This window comes from Serratia sp. CY83965 (assembly GCF_052166375.1).
Lineage (GTDB): Bacteria > Pseudomonadota > Gammaproteobacteria > Enterobacterales > Enterobacteriaceae > Serratia > Serratia marcescens.
This window is the reverse complement of the sequence record NZ_JBJNOV010000010.1, coordinates 132,042-145,907: the sequence shown is the minus strand read 5'-3', so window position 1 is coordinate 145,907 and position 13,866 is coordinate 132,042. Positions and strand designations below refer to the sequence as shown.

The window sequence follows — 13,866 nt, the reverse complement described above, 5'->3', positions numbered from 1 at the left end:
TTAGTTATTGCTTTTCATGGAGAAAATATGTCACTCAGTCGACGTCAGTTTTTACAGGCATCGGGCCTGGCGCTGTGCGCGGGCGCCGTGCCGCTGAGGGCTGAGGCGAGCGGAACGCAGACCCCGTTACCCATTCCCCCGTTGCTGGAGTCTCGCCGCGGTCAGCCGCTGTTCCTGACCTTGCAGCGCGCCCATTGGGCGTTTATGGATAACCGCAAAGCGGCGGTGTGGGGCATCAATGGCATGTACCTGGGGCCGACGGTGCGGGTTTACAGCGGTGACGACGTCAAACTGATCTACAGCAACCGCCTGCAGGAGCCGGTAGCGATGACCGTCAGCGGTCTGCAGGTGCCAGGCACGCTGATGGGCGGCGCGCCGCGCATGATGTCGCCTAACGTCGACTGGTCGCCGGTGCTGCCCATTCGTCAGGCGGCGGCCACCTGCTGGTACCATGCCAACACGCCGAACCGTATGGCGCCGCACGTTTACAACGGGCTGGCCGGGCTGTGGCTGGTGGAAGATGCCGTCAGCAAAGCGCTGCCGCTGCCCAACCACTACGGCGTCGACGATTTCCCGCTGATCATTCAGGACAAACGCTTCGATAACTTCGGCACACCGCAATACGATGCACCGTCGCAGGGCGGTTTCGTCGGCGATACGCTGTTGGTCAACGGCGTGCAAAACCCGTATGTCGACGTGTCGCGCGGCTGGGTGCGTCTGCGCCTGCTTAACGCCTCCAACGCGCGCCGCTATACCCTGCAGCTCAGCGACGGGCGGCCGTTCAACGTGATTGCCAGCGATCAGGGCTTCCTGCCTGCGCCGGTCGCGGTGCAGCAGCTGTCGTTGGCGCCTGGCGAACGCCGGGAAGTGCTGATCGACATGTCGAAGGGCGAAGAGGTGACCATCACCGCCGGTGAAGCGGCGGGCATCATGGATCGCCTGCGCGGCCTGTTCGAGCCGTCGAGCATTCTGGTGTCCACCCAGGTGCTGACGCTGCGCCCGACCGGCCTGCTGCCGCTGGTGACCGACAACCTGCCGATGCGCCTGCTGGCGGATCAGCTGTTGGACGGCAGCGCCAGCCGCACCCGCGATTTCCGCCTAGGCGACGGCGGCGTCGGCATCAACGGCGCGATTTGGGACATGAACCGCATCGACGTACAGGCACAGCAAGGCACCTGGGAACGTTGGAACATTCATGCGGATACGCCGCAGGCGTTCCATATTCAGGGCGTGCAGTTCCTGATCAAACGCGTCAACGGCGCGCAGCCGATGGCGGAAGATCGCGGCTGGAAGGACACCGTCTGGGTCGATGGCGACGTCGAGCTGCTGGTGTATTTCAACCAACCTACCTCCGAACACTTCCCGTTCCTGTATTACAGCCAGACGCTGGAGATGGCCGATCGCGGCACCGCCGGCCAGCTGATGGTGCAGCCGACGATGTAATCTGCGCTGCGGGCCGCTTACGGCGCCCGCAGCATTTCCAGGAAGGCCTGCACCACCGGCGTGACGCTGTCGGCGCGATACACCGCGTACAGATCCGCCGGCGGCGCCTGTTGCAGCGAGCAAAAGCGTACGCCGGGCCACGGGATGCGGCCGTAGCTGTCCGGCAGCAGCGTGATGCCACAGCCTTCCGCCACCAGCGCCAGCAGGGTCTGCGGTTCGTTGACCTGATAAGCGACGTCCGGCAAAAATCCCTGCTGCAGACACAGATTGTGCAGATACAGCCCCAGGCTGGCCTCATGCGGCGGCAGCACGATGAAGCTGTCGTTCTGCAGCGCCGCCAGCGGGATATTTTCCTGCTGCGCCAGCGGATGATCGAGCGGCAACACCACGGCGATGCTCTCGCTTGCCAACCGTTGGCAGGTTAACCCCGGCAGCGTCTGCTGCTGCGCCTCTCGCCAGACCCCGATGTCGATATGCCGCTTTTGCAGCGCGGCGATTTGCTGGCTGGGCGTCAGCTCGTTCAACGACCAGGTGACGCCGGCGCTCCGCTCGCTGAATCGCCGCAGCGCCGCGATCAGGCCGCCCCAGGCCGAGGTGCCGACCATGCCGACCACCATGTGGCCGCCTTCGCCACGCCCCATCTGTTGCACCTGATGCAATGCGCTGTCGGCCTGATCCAACAGCCGCTCGACGTTGCGCAGCAGCGTACGGCCGGCCGGCGTCAGCGTCATGGAGCGGGTGGTGCGTTTGAACAGCACCACCCCGAGCTGACTCTCCAGCTCCTTGATGTGCTTGCTGAGCGGCGGCTGTGACATATTCAGCCGCCGCGCCGCCTGGGTGAAGTTCATCTCTTCCGCCACCACGCGGAAATAGTGCAGCAGGCGGAAGTTAATCCGGCCGGGATCGGGCAGGGCTTGGGGCGGGTTCATCCGGGGTATCGCCTCCTTGTGACGCAGCTCAACTTATAGGTAAATGGAATAAATCGGCCGCCAAGAATGTATTGGTCTCGGCCGCGCCTCGCTCTCTACTATGGGGCTTATTATCCCCCGCTGAAAGAGAGAATACGATGTTTAATCAAGAAGATGCTTTTACCTGCGCCGACATCGTCCGCGCGCGCCTGCCGGGTTTCCAGCCGAAAGCGGCCTTGATTCTCGGCTCCGGGCTTGGCGCCCTGGCGGAGGTGATGACCGAAACCGTCACCCTCGATTACGCGGAGCTGCCGGGCTTTCCGGTGAGCGGCGTCGCCGGCCACGCCGGGCAGCTGGTCGCCGGCAAGCTGGAGGGCGTGCCGGTATTGTGCATGAAAGGGCGCGGTCATTTCTATGAAGGGCGTGGCATGCAGGTGATGACCACCGCGGTGCGCACTTTCAAACTGCTGGGCTGCGAATTCCTGCTGGCGACCAACGCCGCGGGTTCGCTGCGCCGTTCGGTGGCGCCGGGCAGCCTGGTGGCGATTACCGATCACATCAATTTCATGCCGGAATCGCCGCTGGTCGGCGCCAACGACGATCGCTTCGGGCCGCGCTTCTTCAGCCTGGCGAACGCCTACGATCGCGATCTGCGCGCCGGGCTGGCGGCGGTGGCCGAAAGCGCGGGCATTCCGCTGGCGGAAGGGGTATTCGCCGCCTACACCGGGCCGAATTTCGAAACGCCGGCGGAGATCCGCATGATGCAGACCCTGGGCTGCGACGTGGTGGGCATGTCGATCGTGCCGGAAGTCCTGGCGGCGCGCCACTGCGGTCTCAAGGTGCTAGTGGTGTCCGCGATGACCAACTACGCCGAAGGGCTGTCGGATACGCCTCTTTCCCACGAACAAACGCTCAGCTGCGCGGCGCTGGCGGCGGACGATTTCATGCGCCTGATCCGCGAGCTGTTCAAAACGCTGTAACACCGCAAGCAAACCGGCGGCGGGCTGCAGGGGGCCCGCCGCACCAATCATCGTTGAAAGCATAATAACAAGGTGATGGCGATGGCGATAAAAACACGATTAAAAGTCATGATTTTCCTGCAGTTCTTTATCTGGGGCGCCTGGCTGGTGACGCTGGGTTCCTACATGATCAACACGCTGCATTTCAGCGGCATGCAGGTGGGGATGGTCTACAGCGCCAAAGGCATCGCCGCGCTGATCATGCCGGGGCTGGCGGGCATCATCGCCGATCGGTGGATGAAGGCCAACTATCTGTATGCGCTGTGCCACCTGCTCGGGGCGCTGGCGCTGTACTGCGCGGCGCAGGTCGAGCAACCGATGCTGATGTTCTGGGTGATGCTGTTCAATGCCATGGTCTATATGCCGACCATCGCGCTCTCCAACGCCATTTCCTATTTTTGCCTCGAAAAGCACGGCTTTGACACGGTGAGGGACTTTCCGCCGGTGCGGGTGTACGGCACCGTGGGATTCATTCTGGCGATGTGGTTGGTCGGCTTCAGCCGCATCGAGCTCAGCAATCTGCAGCTGTATCTGGCTTCTGCGGCGTCGCTGCTGCTGTCCGCCTATTCGCTGACGCTGCCGCGTTGCCCGACCAACCGCGCGGCCGAGTCGAAAAGCTGGGTGAGCGTGCTGGGGTTGGATGCGCTGGTGTTGTTCCGCCAGCGGCGCATGGCGCTGTTTTTCCTGTTCGCCATGTTGCTTGGCGCGGCGCTGCAGATAACCAATACCTTCGGCAACCCGTTCCTGCACGATCTGTCGCTCAATCCGCTGTATCAGGACAGCCTCAGCGTCCGGTATCCGGCGGTGCTGCTGTCGCTGTCGCAGATCTCCGAAGTGTTCTTTATCCTCACCATTCCCTTCTTCCTGCGCCGTTACGGCATCAAGCAGGTGATGCTGATCAGCATGGCGGCCTGGACGCTGCGCTTTCTGTTCCTGGCTTACGGCACGCCGGTCGGCTTTGGTTTCGTGCTGCTGTTGCTGTCGATGATTGTCTACGGCTGCGCCTTCGACTTCTTCAATATCTCCGGCGCCATCTTCGTCGAGAAAGAGGCCGATCACCGCATCCGCGCCAGCGCGCAGGGGCTGTTCATGACCATGGTCAACGGTTTGGGCGCCTATCTGGGGGCGCTCGCCAGCGGCGAGGTGGTGGACTTCTTCAGCCATGACGGCGTGAAAGACTGGCAGAGCATCTGGCTGGTGTTTGCGCTGTATACGCTGGTGCTGGGGATCGTGTTCGCGTTGAGCTTCAACTACCGCCACCCGCCGCAGGAGAGCGCGGCGGCGGCGCAGTAAGGCAGGGGGCGCAGCTGGCTGCGCCCTGAAACGTCAGGCCTGCGGGAAGCGCTGCTGCAGCTGCTGCCAGTCCGGCGGATTGGCGGCGCCGAGGCTGGCCACCACGCAAGCGGCGACCCGGTTGGCCAGATCGACCGCCCGCGGCAGTGGCCAGCCGGCAGACAGGCCCGCCAGCAAACCGGCGCAGTGGGCATCGCCCGCGCCGATGGTGTCAACGACCTCTACCGGATAGGCCGGAATGTGCAGCGGCGGCGTGCGGCCGTCGCAGATCCACGCGCCGTCGCGATCCAGGCGACAGATCAGCGTCAGATTACGGGCGGCGGCATAGCGCTGTGCGGCCTCCACGGCGTCGCCGGCGCCGCACAGCGCGGCCACTTCGTCGCGGTTGAGCGTCAGCAGAGTGTGGCTGTCGCTGAGCATGGCGAAGAAATCTTCGCTGAGCTGGGCGATGCGCGGGCCGGGATCGATCAGGCGCGGTTGGTCGAACGGCATGCGCGTCAGCCACTCGCGCAGCGCTTCACCGTTTTCGCCCGCCAGCTCGTAGCCGCTGGCGTAGATCAGCGTGTGTTCCGTCAGCGGCAGGGTCGCCAGCTGCGCTTTATTCCATTGGCTTTCGCAACCGGACACCGTGATAAAGGTGCGTTCGCCGTCGGGCTCCACCAGCGCCAGGCACCAGCCGTTGTCCATCTGGCCGTGGCGCAACAGCACCTCCAGCCCCAGTTCGCCCATGGCGGCTTCGATCGCCGCGCCCCACTCGCCGTTGCCGACCGGCATGCCGTTGATCACCGGCGCTTCAAGGCGCGTCAGCGCGCGCGCCACGTTGAACGCGCAACCGCCGATTTGCCGCGCCTGCGGCAGGGCTTCGATATCTTCACCGCGGATCGGCAGGCGCGGCAGCGTCATCACCAGATCGCCGACCGCGCCCCCAATCACCAGGACAGGTGTTACAGCTTCCCACTCATTCATTGATGTTCTCTGCGTTGGGTCAGGTACAGACCGTAAGCGATCAGACTCACCGCAAACGACACAAACAGCCCCAGGCTGGAGTCGGCGAACAAGCCTTTGGCCAGCGGGCCGTCGATAAAACCGGTTTTGGTGACCAGCAGGCCGCACAGGGCGCCGAGGAACCAGCAAAACAGCGGGGCTTTGCGCACGCCGCGGTTCTGGCCATGCAGGCCGTACAAAGCGTTGCCATCATACCCGTGGCGGCGGCGCAGGCACAGGTAATCGAGCAGGAAAATCGCCTCCCAGGCCGCCAGAAACACCCCGCAGAACACCAGGAAGGAGATGAACGGCCCCATGAAATCGCCGGAGATGAACAGCACATAGAGGGCGATGCCCAGCACCACCACGGCGTCGATCGATACCGCCAGCCATTGTTTGACCTGCACGCCGATGGTCAGCAGGTTAAGGCTGGCGGAATACAGGCTGAGCACCGCGATGGTGACGATGCCGGCGGTGGCGGCCAGCAGATAAGGGATAGCCATCCAGGCGGGCAGCACCGAGCCTATCAGCGCGATGGGGTTGGCGGCGCTGGCCAGATCGGGGAGCTGCACGGAAAGCAGAATACCGGCCAGCATCAGCAGCATCAGCGGCAAACAGGCACCGCCCATCACCGCGGCGAAAATGCCTTTGCTCGACGAGCTCGGGCTTTGATAGCGGCTGTAATCGGCGCCGGCGATTGCCCAGCTGATGCCGGTGCCGGCGGCGATCACCGATACCGCCGGCAGGAAACCGGTCAACCAGCTGCCGGAAGGCAGCGCCAGCACCTGGCTCCACTCGGTGTTGAACAGGATATAGAGCACCACGATCAGCGTCATGGTGCCGAAGATGCGGCTGAACCAGCTCTGCATCCAGACCACGGTATTTTGCCCCAGCAGGCTGACGACGACAGTGAGCCCGCCGAACAGCAGCAGGCTGAGCGCGGTCAACAGGTGGCTGGTTCCCAGTCCGAAGGCCTCGAACAGCGCCGCCAGCGTCAGGGTGCCGGTGATCACGTTGACCGCTTCCCAGCCCATCAGGTTGATCCAACTGAACAGGGTGGGCGCCACGTTGCCCTTCAGCCCGAAAATCACCCGCGAGAGCGTCAGCGTAGAGGTGCGCCCGCGCTTGCCGGCGAAGCTGGTGAGGCCGACCAGCACGAAGCTGGCGACGCCGACCAGCGCGGCGAGTACCGATTGCAGAAAGGATAAGCCGAAGCCGACGATGATGGCGCCGTACACCACGCCGAGAATACCGATATTGGCCGCCGACCAGATCCAAAACAGCTCGATGGGCTTACCGGTCTGTTCCGCGTCCGGAACCCGGTCGATACCGGTGCTTTCTACCTTCCATGCTTCATTGCGATTGATATCGGTCATAGCAAATGATCCCTGTTGCGCAGGGCCGCGAGGGCCGCCGCAGTTGACTGAAAATCGATTCCGTTGGCGCGGTTGAGGCCGGCTATCCCGCTGTCGGTGAAGACGCCGATTCCGCGCAGTGTGTAGCGGCTGACGCCGCCGGGTCTGTCAAAATGAGGGCGGTATCCGCCTTATCGGGTGAGGCACGTCGGCCGCACGGCGCCAATGAGTGTAGTCAAAGAGTGGGGCTGCAGCGGGGATTGGCGAAGCGGGAACGTTTCTATTTGCCGACATCGATCCGCTTCGCCCTCCGCGATGGGATCCTGTGATGCGGCGATGAGCCGTGAGCAGGCTATCCATTAGCTCCGTTGCTTATTATCGGCCGTTTGCGCCGGCAGTATAGGCCCGCTGCCGGCCATCAAGGGTATCCTTTAGGGCTGGCAGCGGGTTTTTTATTGTTTTTAAAGTGGGTCCCTGGTGTTGGTGCTATTGATGTATCAACATCAATAAGCACAGATTACGCGCGATCTAGATCCAATGAAAGTCCATTAGGCAAAAATTGTGATGCCACTCTGAAAGCATTAGCGATATTTTAGTTAAAGTGAGGTGCCTATCGCCGGACAGGCGATAGGATAACAATGAGACTCAGACGAATGGCATAAGCAAGAGGGCGGGCGAATGACGGATTTTATGGCCTGGCTGCGTGGCCATCTGGCGCAGGGGGCGGTAGCGCCGCGTTATATTCAGCTGGCGGCGGCGATAGAAACCGCGATCAGGCAGCAGGTGTTGGCGGCGGAGGCATTTCTGCCGCCGGAACGGCAGATGGCGGAGGGGCTGACGCTGTCGCGCGTCACCGTCAGCAAGGCAATGAAGCTGCTGGAGGATAAAGGGCTGATTTCACGGCAGCAGGGGGTCGGCACCCGCGTGGCGATGCGCATTGGTTATTCCCTCGATAAGGACAGCGGTTTCACCGCTCAGGCGCTGCGTCACGGCAGCCGCGTCAGCAATCGATGGCTGCTGCGCACCCGAGTCGGCGCGCCGGCCAAGGCCGCGGCGGCGCTGGGGCTGGCGGAGGGGGATGAAGTGATCAAACTGCGGCGGTTACGCTTGCTGAACGGCAGCCCGGTCTCGCTGGAAACCACCTATATACCACCGCGCTTCTTGCCCGAACCGGCGCAGCTGGAGCATTCACTGTATGCGCTATGGCAATCGCGCGGCATCGTGCCTGAAGATAAACACTTTCTGTTGAAGGCGGTGTCCTGCAGCGATGAGGTCGCCGAACTGCTCAACGTGCCGTGCGGCGCGCCGTTGTTGCACATCATCCAAACCAGCCGCAACGCTCAGGGTGAGGCGCTGGAGTTCAGCGATATCTTGTGCCGCAGCGACGTTTATGAATTCGAAGTGAACGGTTAGCGAAATAACCATGCTCTTTTTGCTGCTAGTGCGTATAATCGCCGCCCGGCGATTAATTAACCTGTAAAAAGAGCAGCAGAATGAGCACCACCAGCCTGATCCAACCCGATCGTGAACTGTTTTCCTATAAGCCCTATTGGGCCGAATGTTTTGGCACCGCGCCGTTTTTACCGATGTCGCGGGCAGAGATGGATCAACTGGGCTGGGACAGCTGCGACGTGATCATCATCAGCGGCGACGCCTACGTCGATCACCCAAGCTTTGGCATGGCGATCATCGGCCGCATGCTGGAAGCGCAGGGCTTTCGCGTCGGCATCATCGCGCAACCGGACTGGAGCAATAAAGAAGACTTCATGCGGTTGGGGAAACCGAACCTGTTCTTCGGCATCACCGCCGGCAACATGGACTCGATGATCAACCGCTACACCGCTGATCGCAAACTGCGCCACGACGATGCCTATACCGCCGGCAACGTCGGCGGCAAGCGGCCGGATCGCGCCACCCTGGTCTACAGCCAGCGCTGCAAAGAAGCCTATAAAGACGTGCCGATCGTGCTGGGCGGCATCGAAGCCAGCCTGCGTCGCATCGCCCACTACGATTACTGGTCGGATACCGTGCGCCGCTCGGTGCTGGTGGACTCCAAAGCCGACATGCTGATCTACGGCAACGGCGAGCGTCCGTTGGTGGAAGTGGCGCACCGTCTGGCCGCCGGTGAGAAGATCGGCGATATCCACGATATTCGCAACACCGCGGTGATGCGCAAAGAAGCGCTGCCGGGCTGGAGCGGCGTGGATTCCACCCGCCTCGACAAGCCGGGCCGCATCGAACCTATTCCGAACCCGTACGGCGAGGATCTGCCGTGCGCCGACGGCGCCAAGCCGAAAGAGCCGGAAGCCAAGCCTGTCACCGTGCGCGCCGCCAAACCGAAGCCGTGGGAGAAGACCTACGTGCTGCTGCCGTCCTTCGAGAAAGTGAAGGGCGACAAGGTGCTGTATGCGCACACCTCGCGCATTTTGCACCATGAAACCAACCCAGGCTGCGCCCGCGCGCTGATGCAAAAACACGGCGATCGCTACGTGTGGATCAACCCGCCGGCGATCCCGCTGACCACGCCGGAGATGGACAGCGTCTTCGCCCTGCCTTATCAACGCGTACCGCACCCGTCCTACGGTCAGGATCGCATTCCGGCCTATGACATGATCCGTTTCTCGGTGAACATCATGCGCGGCTGCTACGGCGGCTGTTCGTTCTGTTCGATCACCGAGCATGAAGGGCGCATCATCCAGAGCCGTTCGGAAGATTCGATCGTTCGCGAAATCGAAGAGATCCGTGACAAGGTGCCGGGCTTTACCGGTGTGATCTCCGATCTGGGCGGCCCGACCGCCAACATGTATATGCTGCGTTGCACCAACCCGCGCGCTGAGCAGACCTGCCGCCGCGCCTCGTGCGTGTATCCGGAGATCTGCACCTATATGGATACCAACCACGAGCCGACCATCAAGCTTTACCGCCGCGCGCGTTCTCTGGAGGGCATCAAGAAGATCCTGATCGCTTCCGGGGTACGTTACGATCTGGCGGTGGAAGATCCGCGCTATATCAAGGAACTGGCGACCCACCACGTCGGCGGCTACCTGAAGATCGCGCCGGAGCACACCGAAGAAGGCCCGTTGTCGAAGATGATGAAACCGGGCATGGGCAGTTACGATCGCTTCAAGCAGCTGTTTGATCACTATTCGAAGCTGGCGGGCAAAGAGCAGTACCTGATCCCATACTTTATCTCGTCGCACCCGGGCACCCGCGATGAAGACATGGTGAACCTGGCGCTGTGGCTGAAGAAGAACCGCTTCCGCCTCGATCAGGTGCAGAACTTCTATCCTTCGCCGATGGCCAACTCCACCACCATGTATTACAGCGGCAAAAACCCGCTGAGCAAGGTGGGGTACAAGAGCGAAGACGTGGTGGTGCCGCGCGGCGATCGCCAGCGCCGCCTGCATAAGGCGCTGCTGCGTTACCACGATCCGGCCAACTGGGCGCTGATCCGCGCCGCGCTGGAAGAGATGGGCCTGAAGCACCTGATCGGCAGCCGCCGCGATTGTCTGGTGCCGGCGCCGAGCATCGACGAACAGCGCGAAGCGAAACGGCTGCAGCGCCATACCCGGCCGGCGCTGACCAAACATACCGATATCAATCGGCAGCGCACGCCGTCCAACCGGCCGCCGCGCAAACCGATTCGCAAAGCCAAGCCGTAACGGCCGCGCCGCATGCGTAAACAAAAAGGAGAACCCCCGGGTTCTCCTTTTCACTGTTGAGCGTCACAGCTGCTCGTACGCGGCTTCCACTTTCATCAAATGGCGCGGCGCCTGCGGCGCGGGATGGTATTTGCGCACGTGCCAGTTAAAGGCCTCCGGCGACAGGTTGTTAATCATCGCGATGGCCTGCTGACGGTTGCTGGAGAAGGTGCGCAGCAGTGCCCCGGTGCCGTTGACGTAGGCGATGATGGTGGCGTAGCGCAGCGTGACGGGATTGGCGATCCCTTTGAGCTGTTGTTTTTGCAAGGTGGCCAGATAGGCGGCGCCGAGATCGATATTGGTGTCGGGATCCCGCAGATCGTCATCGTCCGGGCAACCGCGTTTGCCTTTGTAGCGATAGGCGTCGCAGCCGGCGGTATCGGCTTTCAGCTGCATCAGGCCGATCGCATTGGATCTGCTCACTGCGGCGGGGTTGAAACCGGACTCCACCTGGATCATGGCGGTGATCAGCTTGGCGTCTACGCCGTATTCGCTGGCGGCGTCTTTGATGGCGCTATCGAAGGCGTGGCGATCGTAGCTGACGCGCTGTTTCTTGCCGGCGCAACCCGCCAGCACCAGCATGACGCAAAGCATGCCCAGCCGTGACCCGTGTGAGAAAGAGAATTTCATGGTGCTCCGTGCTTGTCTGTTTTTTAACGGCGTTAACCGGCGGGCGGAGCCTCCGGCGTCGTCATCATAACGTCAGGCGGCGCAAAGGAGCAATGTGCGGGAAGGAAAAGCCCCCTCCGGCCGGAGAGGGCTTGGGGGGAGATTACAGGGTATCCGGATCCGGCCCGAGGCGGTTGCCGACATCCAGCTTGGCGATCTCGCCCAGTTCATCTTTATCGAGTTTGAAATCAAACACCTCGAAGTTTTCGCGAATCCGCGACGGCGTGACCGATTTCGGGATGACGATAAGACCGCTGTCCAGGTGCCAGCGCACCACAATCTGCGCCGGGGTTTTCTCGTATTTTTCGGCCAGCGCCTTGATCAGCGGCTGGTCGAACACGCCTTCACCGCCTTGCGCCAGCGGGCTCCAGGATTCGGTGGCGATATGGTGCGTGGCGTTCCAGGCGCGCAGCTGGCGCTGTTGCAGCAGCGGGTGCAGCTCGATCTGGTTGACGACCGGCGCCACGTTGGTTTCATCCAACAGACGCTGCAGGTGCGGCGTATGGAAGTTGCATACGCCGATGCTTTTCACCAGGCCTTGTTCGCGCAGCTTGATCAGCTCGCGCCAGGCGGAGACGTATTGATCCTGCTGCGGGCGCGGCCAGTGGATCAGATACAGATCCACATAGTCCAGCTTGAGCTTTTCCAGACTGCTTTCCAGCGCCGCCAGCGGATCGCCCTGATCGTCGTTCCACAGCTTGGTGGTGATGAACAGGTCGCTGCGCGGCAGCGAGCTGGACTGCAGCGCGGCGCCGACGCCTTCCTCGTTCTTGTAAATCGCGGCGGTGTCGATGGAGCGGTAACCGATCTCCAGCGCTTTGCTCACCGCGCGGGTGGTCTCTTCAATACTCGCCTGCCAAACGCCGAGACCCAACTGCGGCATCAGATTACCATCGTGGAGTTTGATGATGGGTTGTTGCGTTGTCATGCGCATCTCCTTGTGTACGGATTGCGGCGCCTGCGGCGCCGAAACGGCTATAGATAAATTCTAGTTGGCAAAATGGGCGGTTGCCGGGTTTGCCAGCCTAATTTCAGCGGTGGCGGGAGGGCCATTTTCTCCCCGCTCTCCCTGCGAATGAGCGGTAAGACGAGTGGTGCGAAACGATCGGCGGCGCTGAAGCGCCCGGCTGCGCCCGGTGATCGGCCGGGCGCAGGATGCGGCGAAAAATGGCTGGCGGAGACTAAAGCCTAGCAAAAAATCGCCGTTTTGCGATTAACGCGCCGCTTCATAAATGCGGCGGCTGACGTCCAGGGTGATGTCCTGATGCTCGCCCAGGGCGGTCATGCCGTGCTGATGGAGCTTGTCGAGCAGCGCCGGAATGCTGCTGCCGTCGAGCTGATAATCCGCCATGCGGGTCGGCACGCCCATCTGTTCGAAGAAGGCGCGGGTGGCGGCGATGGCGCCGTCGATCCGGCTGTCTTCGCTGCCTTCGCGCAGGCCCCAGACGCGTTCAGCGTACTGCAGCAGTTTTTCGCGCTTCTGCGCTTTCTTCTCGTGCAGCAGCGCCGGCAGCACGATGGCCAGCGTTTGCGCGTGGTCGAGATCGTGCATGGCGGTCAGCTCGTGGCCCAGCATGTGGGTCGCCCAGTCCTGCGGCACGCCGGCGCCGATCAGGCCGTTCAGCGCCATGGTGGCGCTCCACATCACGTTGGCGCGCACCGCATAGTTCTCCGGCTCGGCCAGCGCGCGCGGGCCGTCTTCCAGCAGGGTCAACAGCAGGCCTTCGGCGAAGCGATCCTGCACCTTGGCGTCGACCGGGTAGGTCAGATACTGCTCCAGGGTGTGCACGAAGGCGTCGACCACGCCGTTAGCGATCTGGCGGGGCGGCAGCGAGTAGGTCACCACCGGATCCAGCACGGCGAAGCGCGGCTGCACCAGCGGCGAGAAGAAGTGCTGCTTGTCGCCGCTGCTTTTGCGGGTGATCACCGCGCCGCTGTTGGACTCGGAGCCGGTGGCCGGCAGCGTCAGCACGCAGCCCATCGGCACTGCGTCGGCGATGTGGCTGCCGACGGTCTGCAGAATGTGCCAGGCGTCGTTGCTGGCCGTATAACGGGCGGCGGCGGCGATGAACTTGGTGCCGTCAACCACCGAACCGCCGCCGACCGCCAGCAGGAAATCGATGTTTTCCGCTTTCACCACCTCGACCGCTTTCATCAGCGTTTCGTAGGTCGGGTTAGGCTCGATGCCGGAAAACTCCCGCACGTCGCGGCCGGCCAGCGCGCTATGCACCTGATCCAGCACGCCGTTTTTCTTTACGCTGCCGCCACCGTAGGTGATCAGGATGCGCGCGTCCGCCGGGATTTGGCCGGCCACGTCGGCAATTTGGTCCTTGCCGAACAGGATTTTGGTTGGGGTATGCAGAATGAAGTTGTGCATGGTTGATTTCTCTCTTTCTGTCAGGCGGGCGCCAAAGTGGCGCAAAGGTGTCTGGCCCGTATTGTCAGGAACCGGGCGGCAACGCACAATGCACATTCCTGTTTGGTTCTTGCCTAT

The 13,866-nt window shown here is 62.4% G+C and carries 11 protein-coding genes; 5 read left to right on the top strand and 6 right to left on the bottom strand.

Features of this window, described 5'->3' with window-relative positions; genetic code table 11:
- Positions 1-27 precede the first annotated feature (27 nt).
- Positions 28-1,443, top strand: a complete 1,416-nt coding sequence (gene ftsP, locus ACJ8PL_RS18520) for a cell division protein FtsP (protein WP_004937270.1) — start codon at positions 28-30, stop codon at positions 1,441-1,443.
- Positions 1,444-1,460: 17 nt separating this feature from the next.
- Here ftsP and ACJ8PL_RS18515 read toward each other — a convergent pair whose 3' ends face one another.
- The gene (locus ACJ8PL_RS18515) at positions 1,461-2,372 is read right to left on the bottom strand and encodes a LysR family transcriptional regulator (RefSeq protein ID WP_049278926.1); all 912 of its coding nucleotides are present in this window, start codon (positions 2,370-2,372) and stop codon (positions 1,461-1,463) included.
- Positions 2,373-2,509: 137 nt separating this feature from the next.
- On the opposite strand from ACJ8PL_RS18515, the gene xapA reads away from it, so the two are divergent.
- Positions 2,510-3,331 carry a xanthosine phosphorylase gene (gene xapA, locus ACJ8PL_RS18510; protein WP_079450159.1) on the top strand — a complete coding sequence of 274 codons (822 nt, stop codon included), beginning with the start codon at positions 2,510-2,512 and terminating at the stop codon, positions 3,329-3,331.
- 81 nt (positions 3,332-3,412) lie between these two features.
- On the top strand, positions 3,413-4,663 hold the full coding sequence (locus ACJ8PL_RS18505; protein ID WP_028128309.1) for a nucleoside permease: 1,251 nt from the start codon (positions 3,413-3,415) through the stop codon (positions 4,661-4,663).
- 33 nt (positions 4,664-4,696) lie between these two features.
- Here the strand turns inward: ACJ8PL_RS18505 and ACJ8PL_RS18500 are convergent, their stop codons facing one another.
- Positions 4,697-5,629: a PfkB family carbohydrate kinase gene (locus ACJ8PL_RS18500; protein WP_234213175.1), complete on the bottom strand. Its 933-nt coding sequence runs from the start codon at positions 5,627-5,629 to the stop codon at positions 4,697-4,699.
- Positions 5,626-7,023, bottom strand: a complete 1,398-nt coding sequence (locus ACJ8PL_RS18495; RefSeq protein WP_004937281.1) for a purine-cytosine permease family protein — start codon at positions 7,021-7,023, stop codon at positions 5,626-5,628. Before ACJ8PL_RS18495 ends, ACJ8PL_RS18500 begins: the two co-directional genes overlap by 4 nt.
- 657 nt (positions 7,024-7,680) lie before the next feature.
- On the opposite strand from ACJ8PL_RS18495, the gene ACJ8PL_RS18490 reads away from it, so the two are divergent.
- Both ACJ8PL_RS18490 and ACJ8PL_RS18485 read left to right on the top strand, forming a co-directional pair.
- Complete coding sequence (locus ACJ8PL_RS18490; RefSeq protein WP_284065585.1) at positions 7,681-8,415, top strand: GntR family transcriptional regulator; 735 nt, start codon at positions 7,681-7,683, stop codon at positions 8,413-8,415.
- A gap of 80 nt (positions 8,416-8,495) precedes the next feature.
- Positions 8,496-10,664 (top strand): YgiQ family radical SAM protein, encoded by a 2,169-nt coding sequence (locus ACJ8PL_RS18485; protein ID WP_004937285.1) that lies wholly within the window; start codon positions 8,496-8,498, stop codon positions 10,662-10,664.
- Positions 10,665-10,727: 63 nt separating this feature from the next.
- Here ACJ8PL_RS18485 and ACJ8PL_RS18480 read toward each other — a convergent pair whose 3' ends face one another.
- The 3 genes from ACJ8PL_RS18480 to yqhD form a co-directional block, all read right to left on the bottom strand.
- Positions 10,728-11,333 (bottom strand): transglycosylase SLT domain-containing protein, encoded by a 606-nt coding sequence (locus ACJ8PL_RS18480; protein ID WP_016930129.1) that lies wholly within the window; start codon positions 11,331-11,333, stop codon positions 10,728-10,730.
- Between the two features lie 142 nt (positions 11,334-11,475).
- On the bottom strand, positions 11,476-12,300 hold the full coding sequence (dkgA, locus tag ACJ8PL_RS18475; RefSeq protein WP_060445081.1) for a 2,5-didehydrogluconate reductase DkgA: 825 nt from the start codon (positions 12,298-12,300) through the stop codon (positions 11,476-11,478).
- Positions 12,301-12,585: 285 nt separating this feature from the next.
- Positions 12,586-13,749 carry an alcohol dehydrogenase gene (gene yqhD, locus ACJ8PL_RS18470; RefSeq protein ID WP_016930127.1) on the bottom strand — a complete coding sequence of 388 codons (1,164 nt, stop codon included), beginning with the start codon at positions 13,747-13,749 and terminating at the stop codon, positions 12,586-12,588.
- Positions 13,750-13,866: the final 117 nt, after the last annotated feature.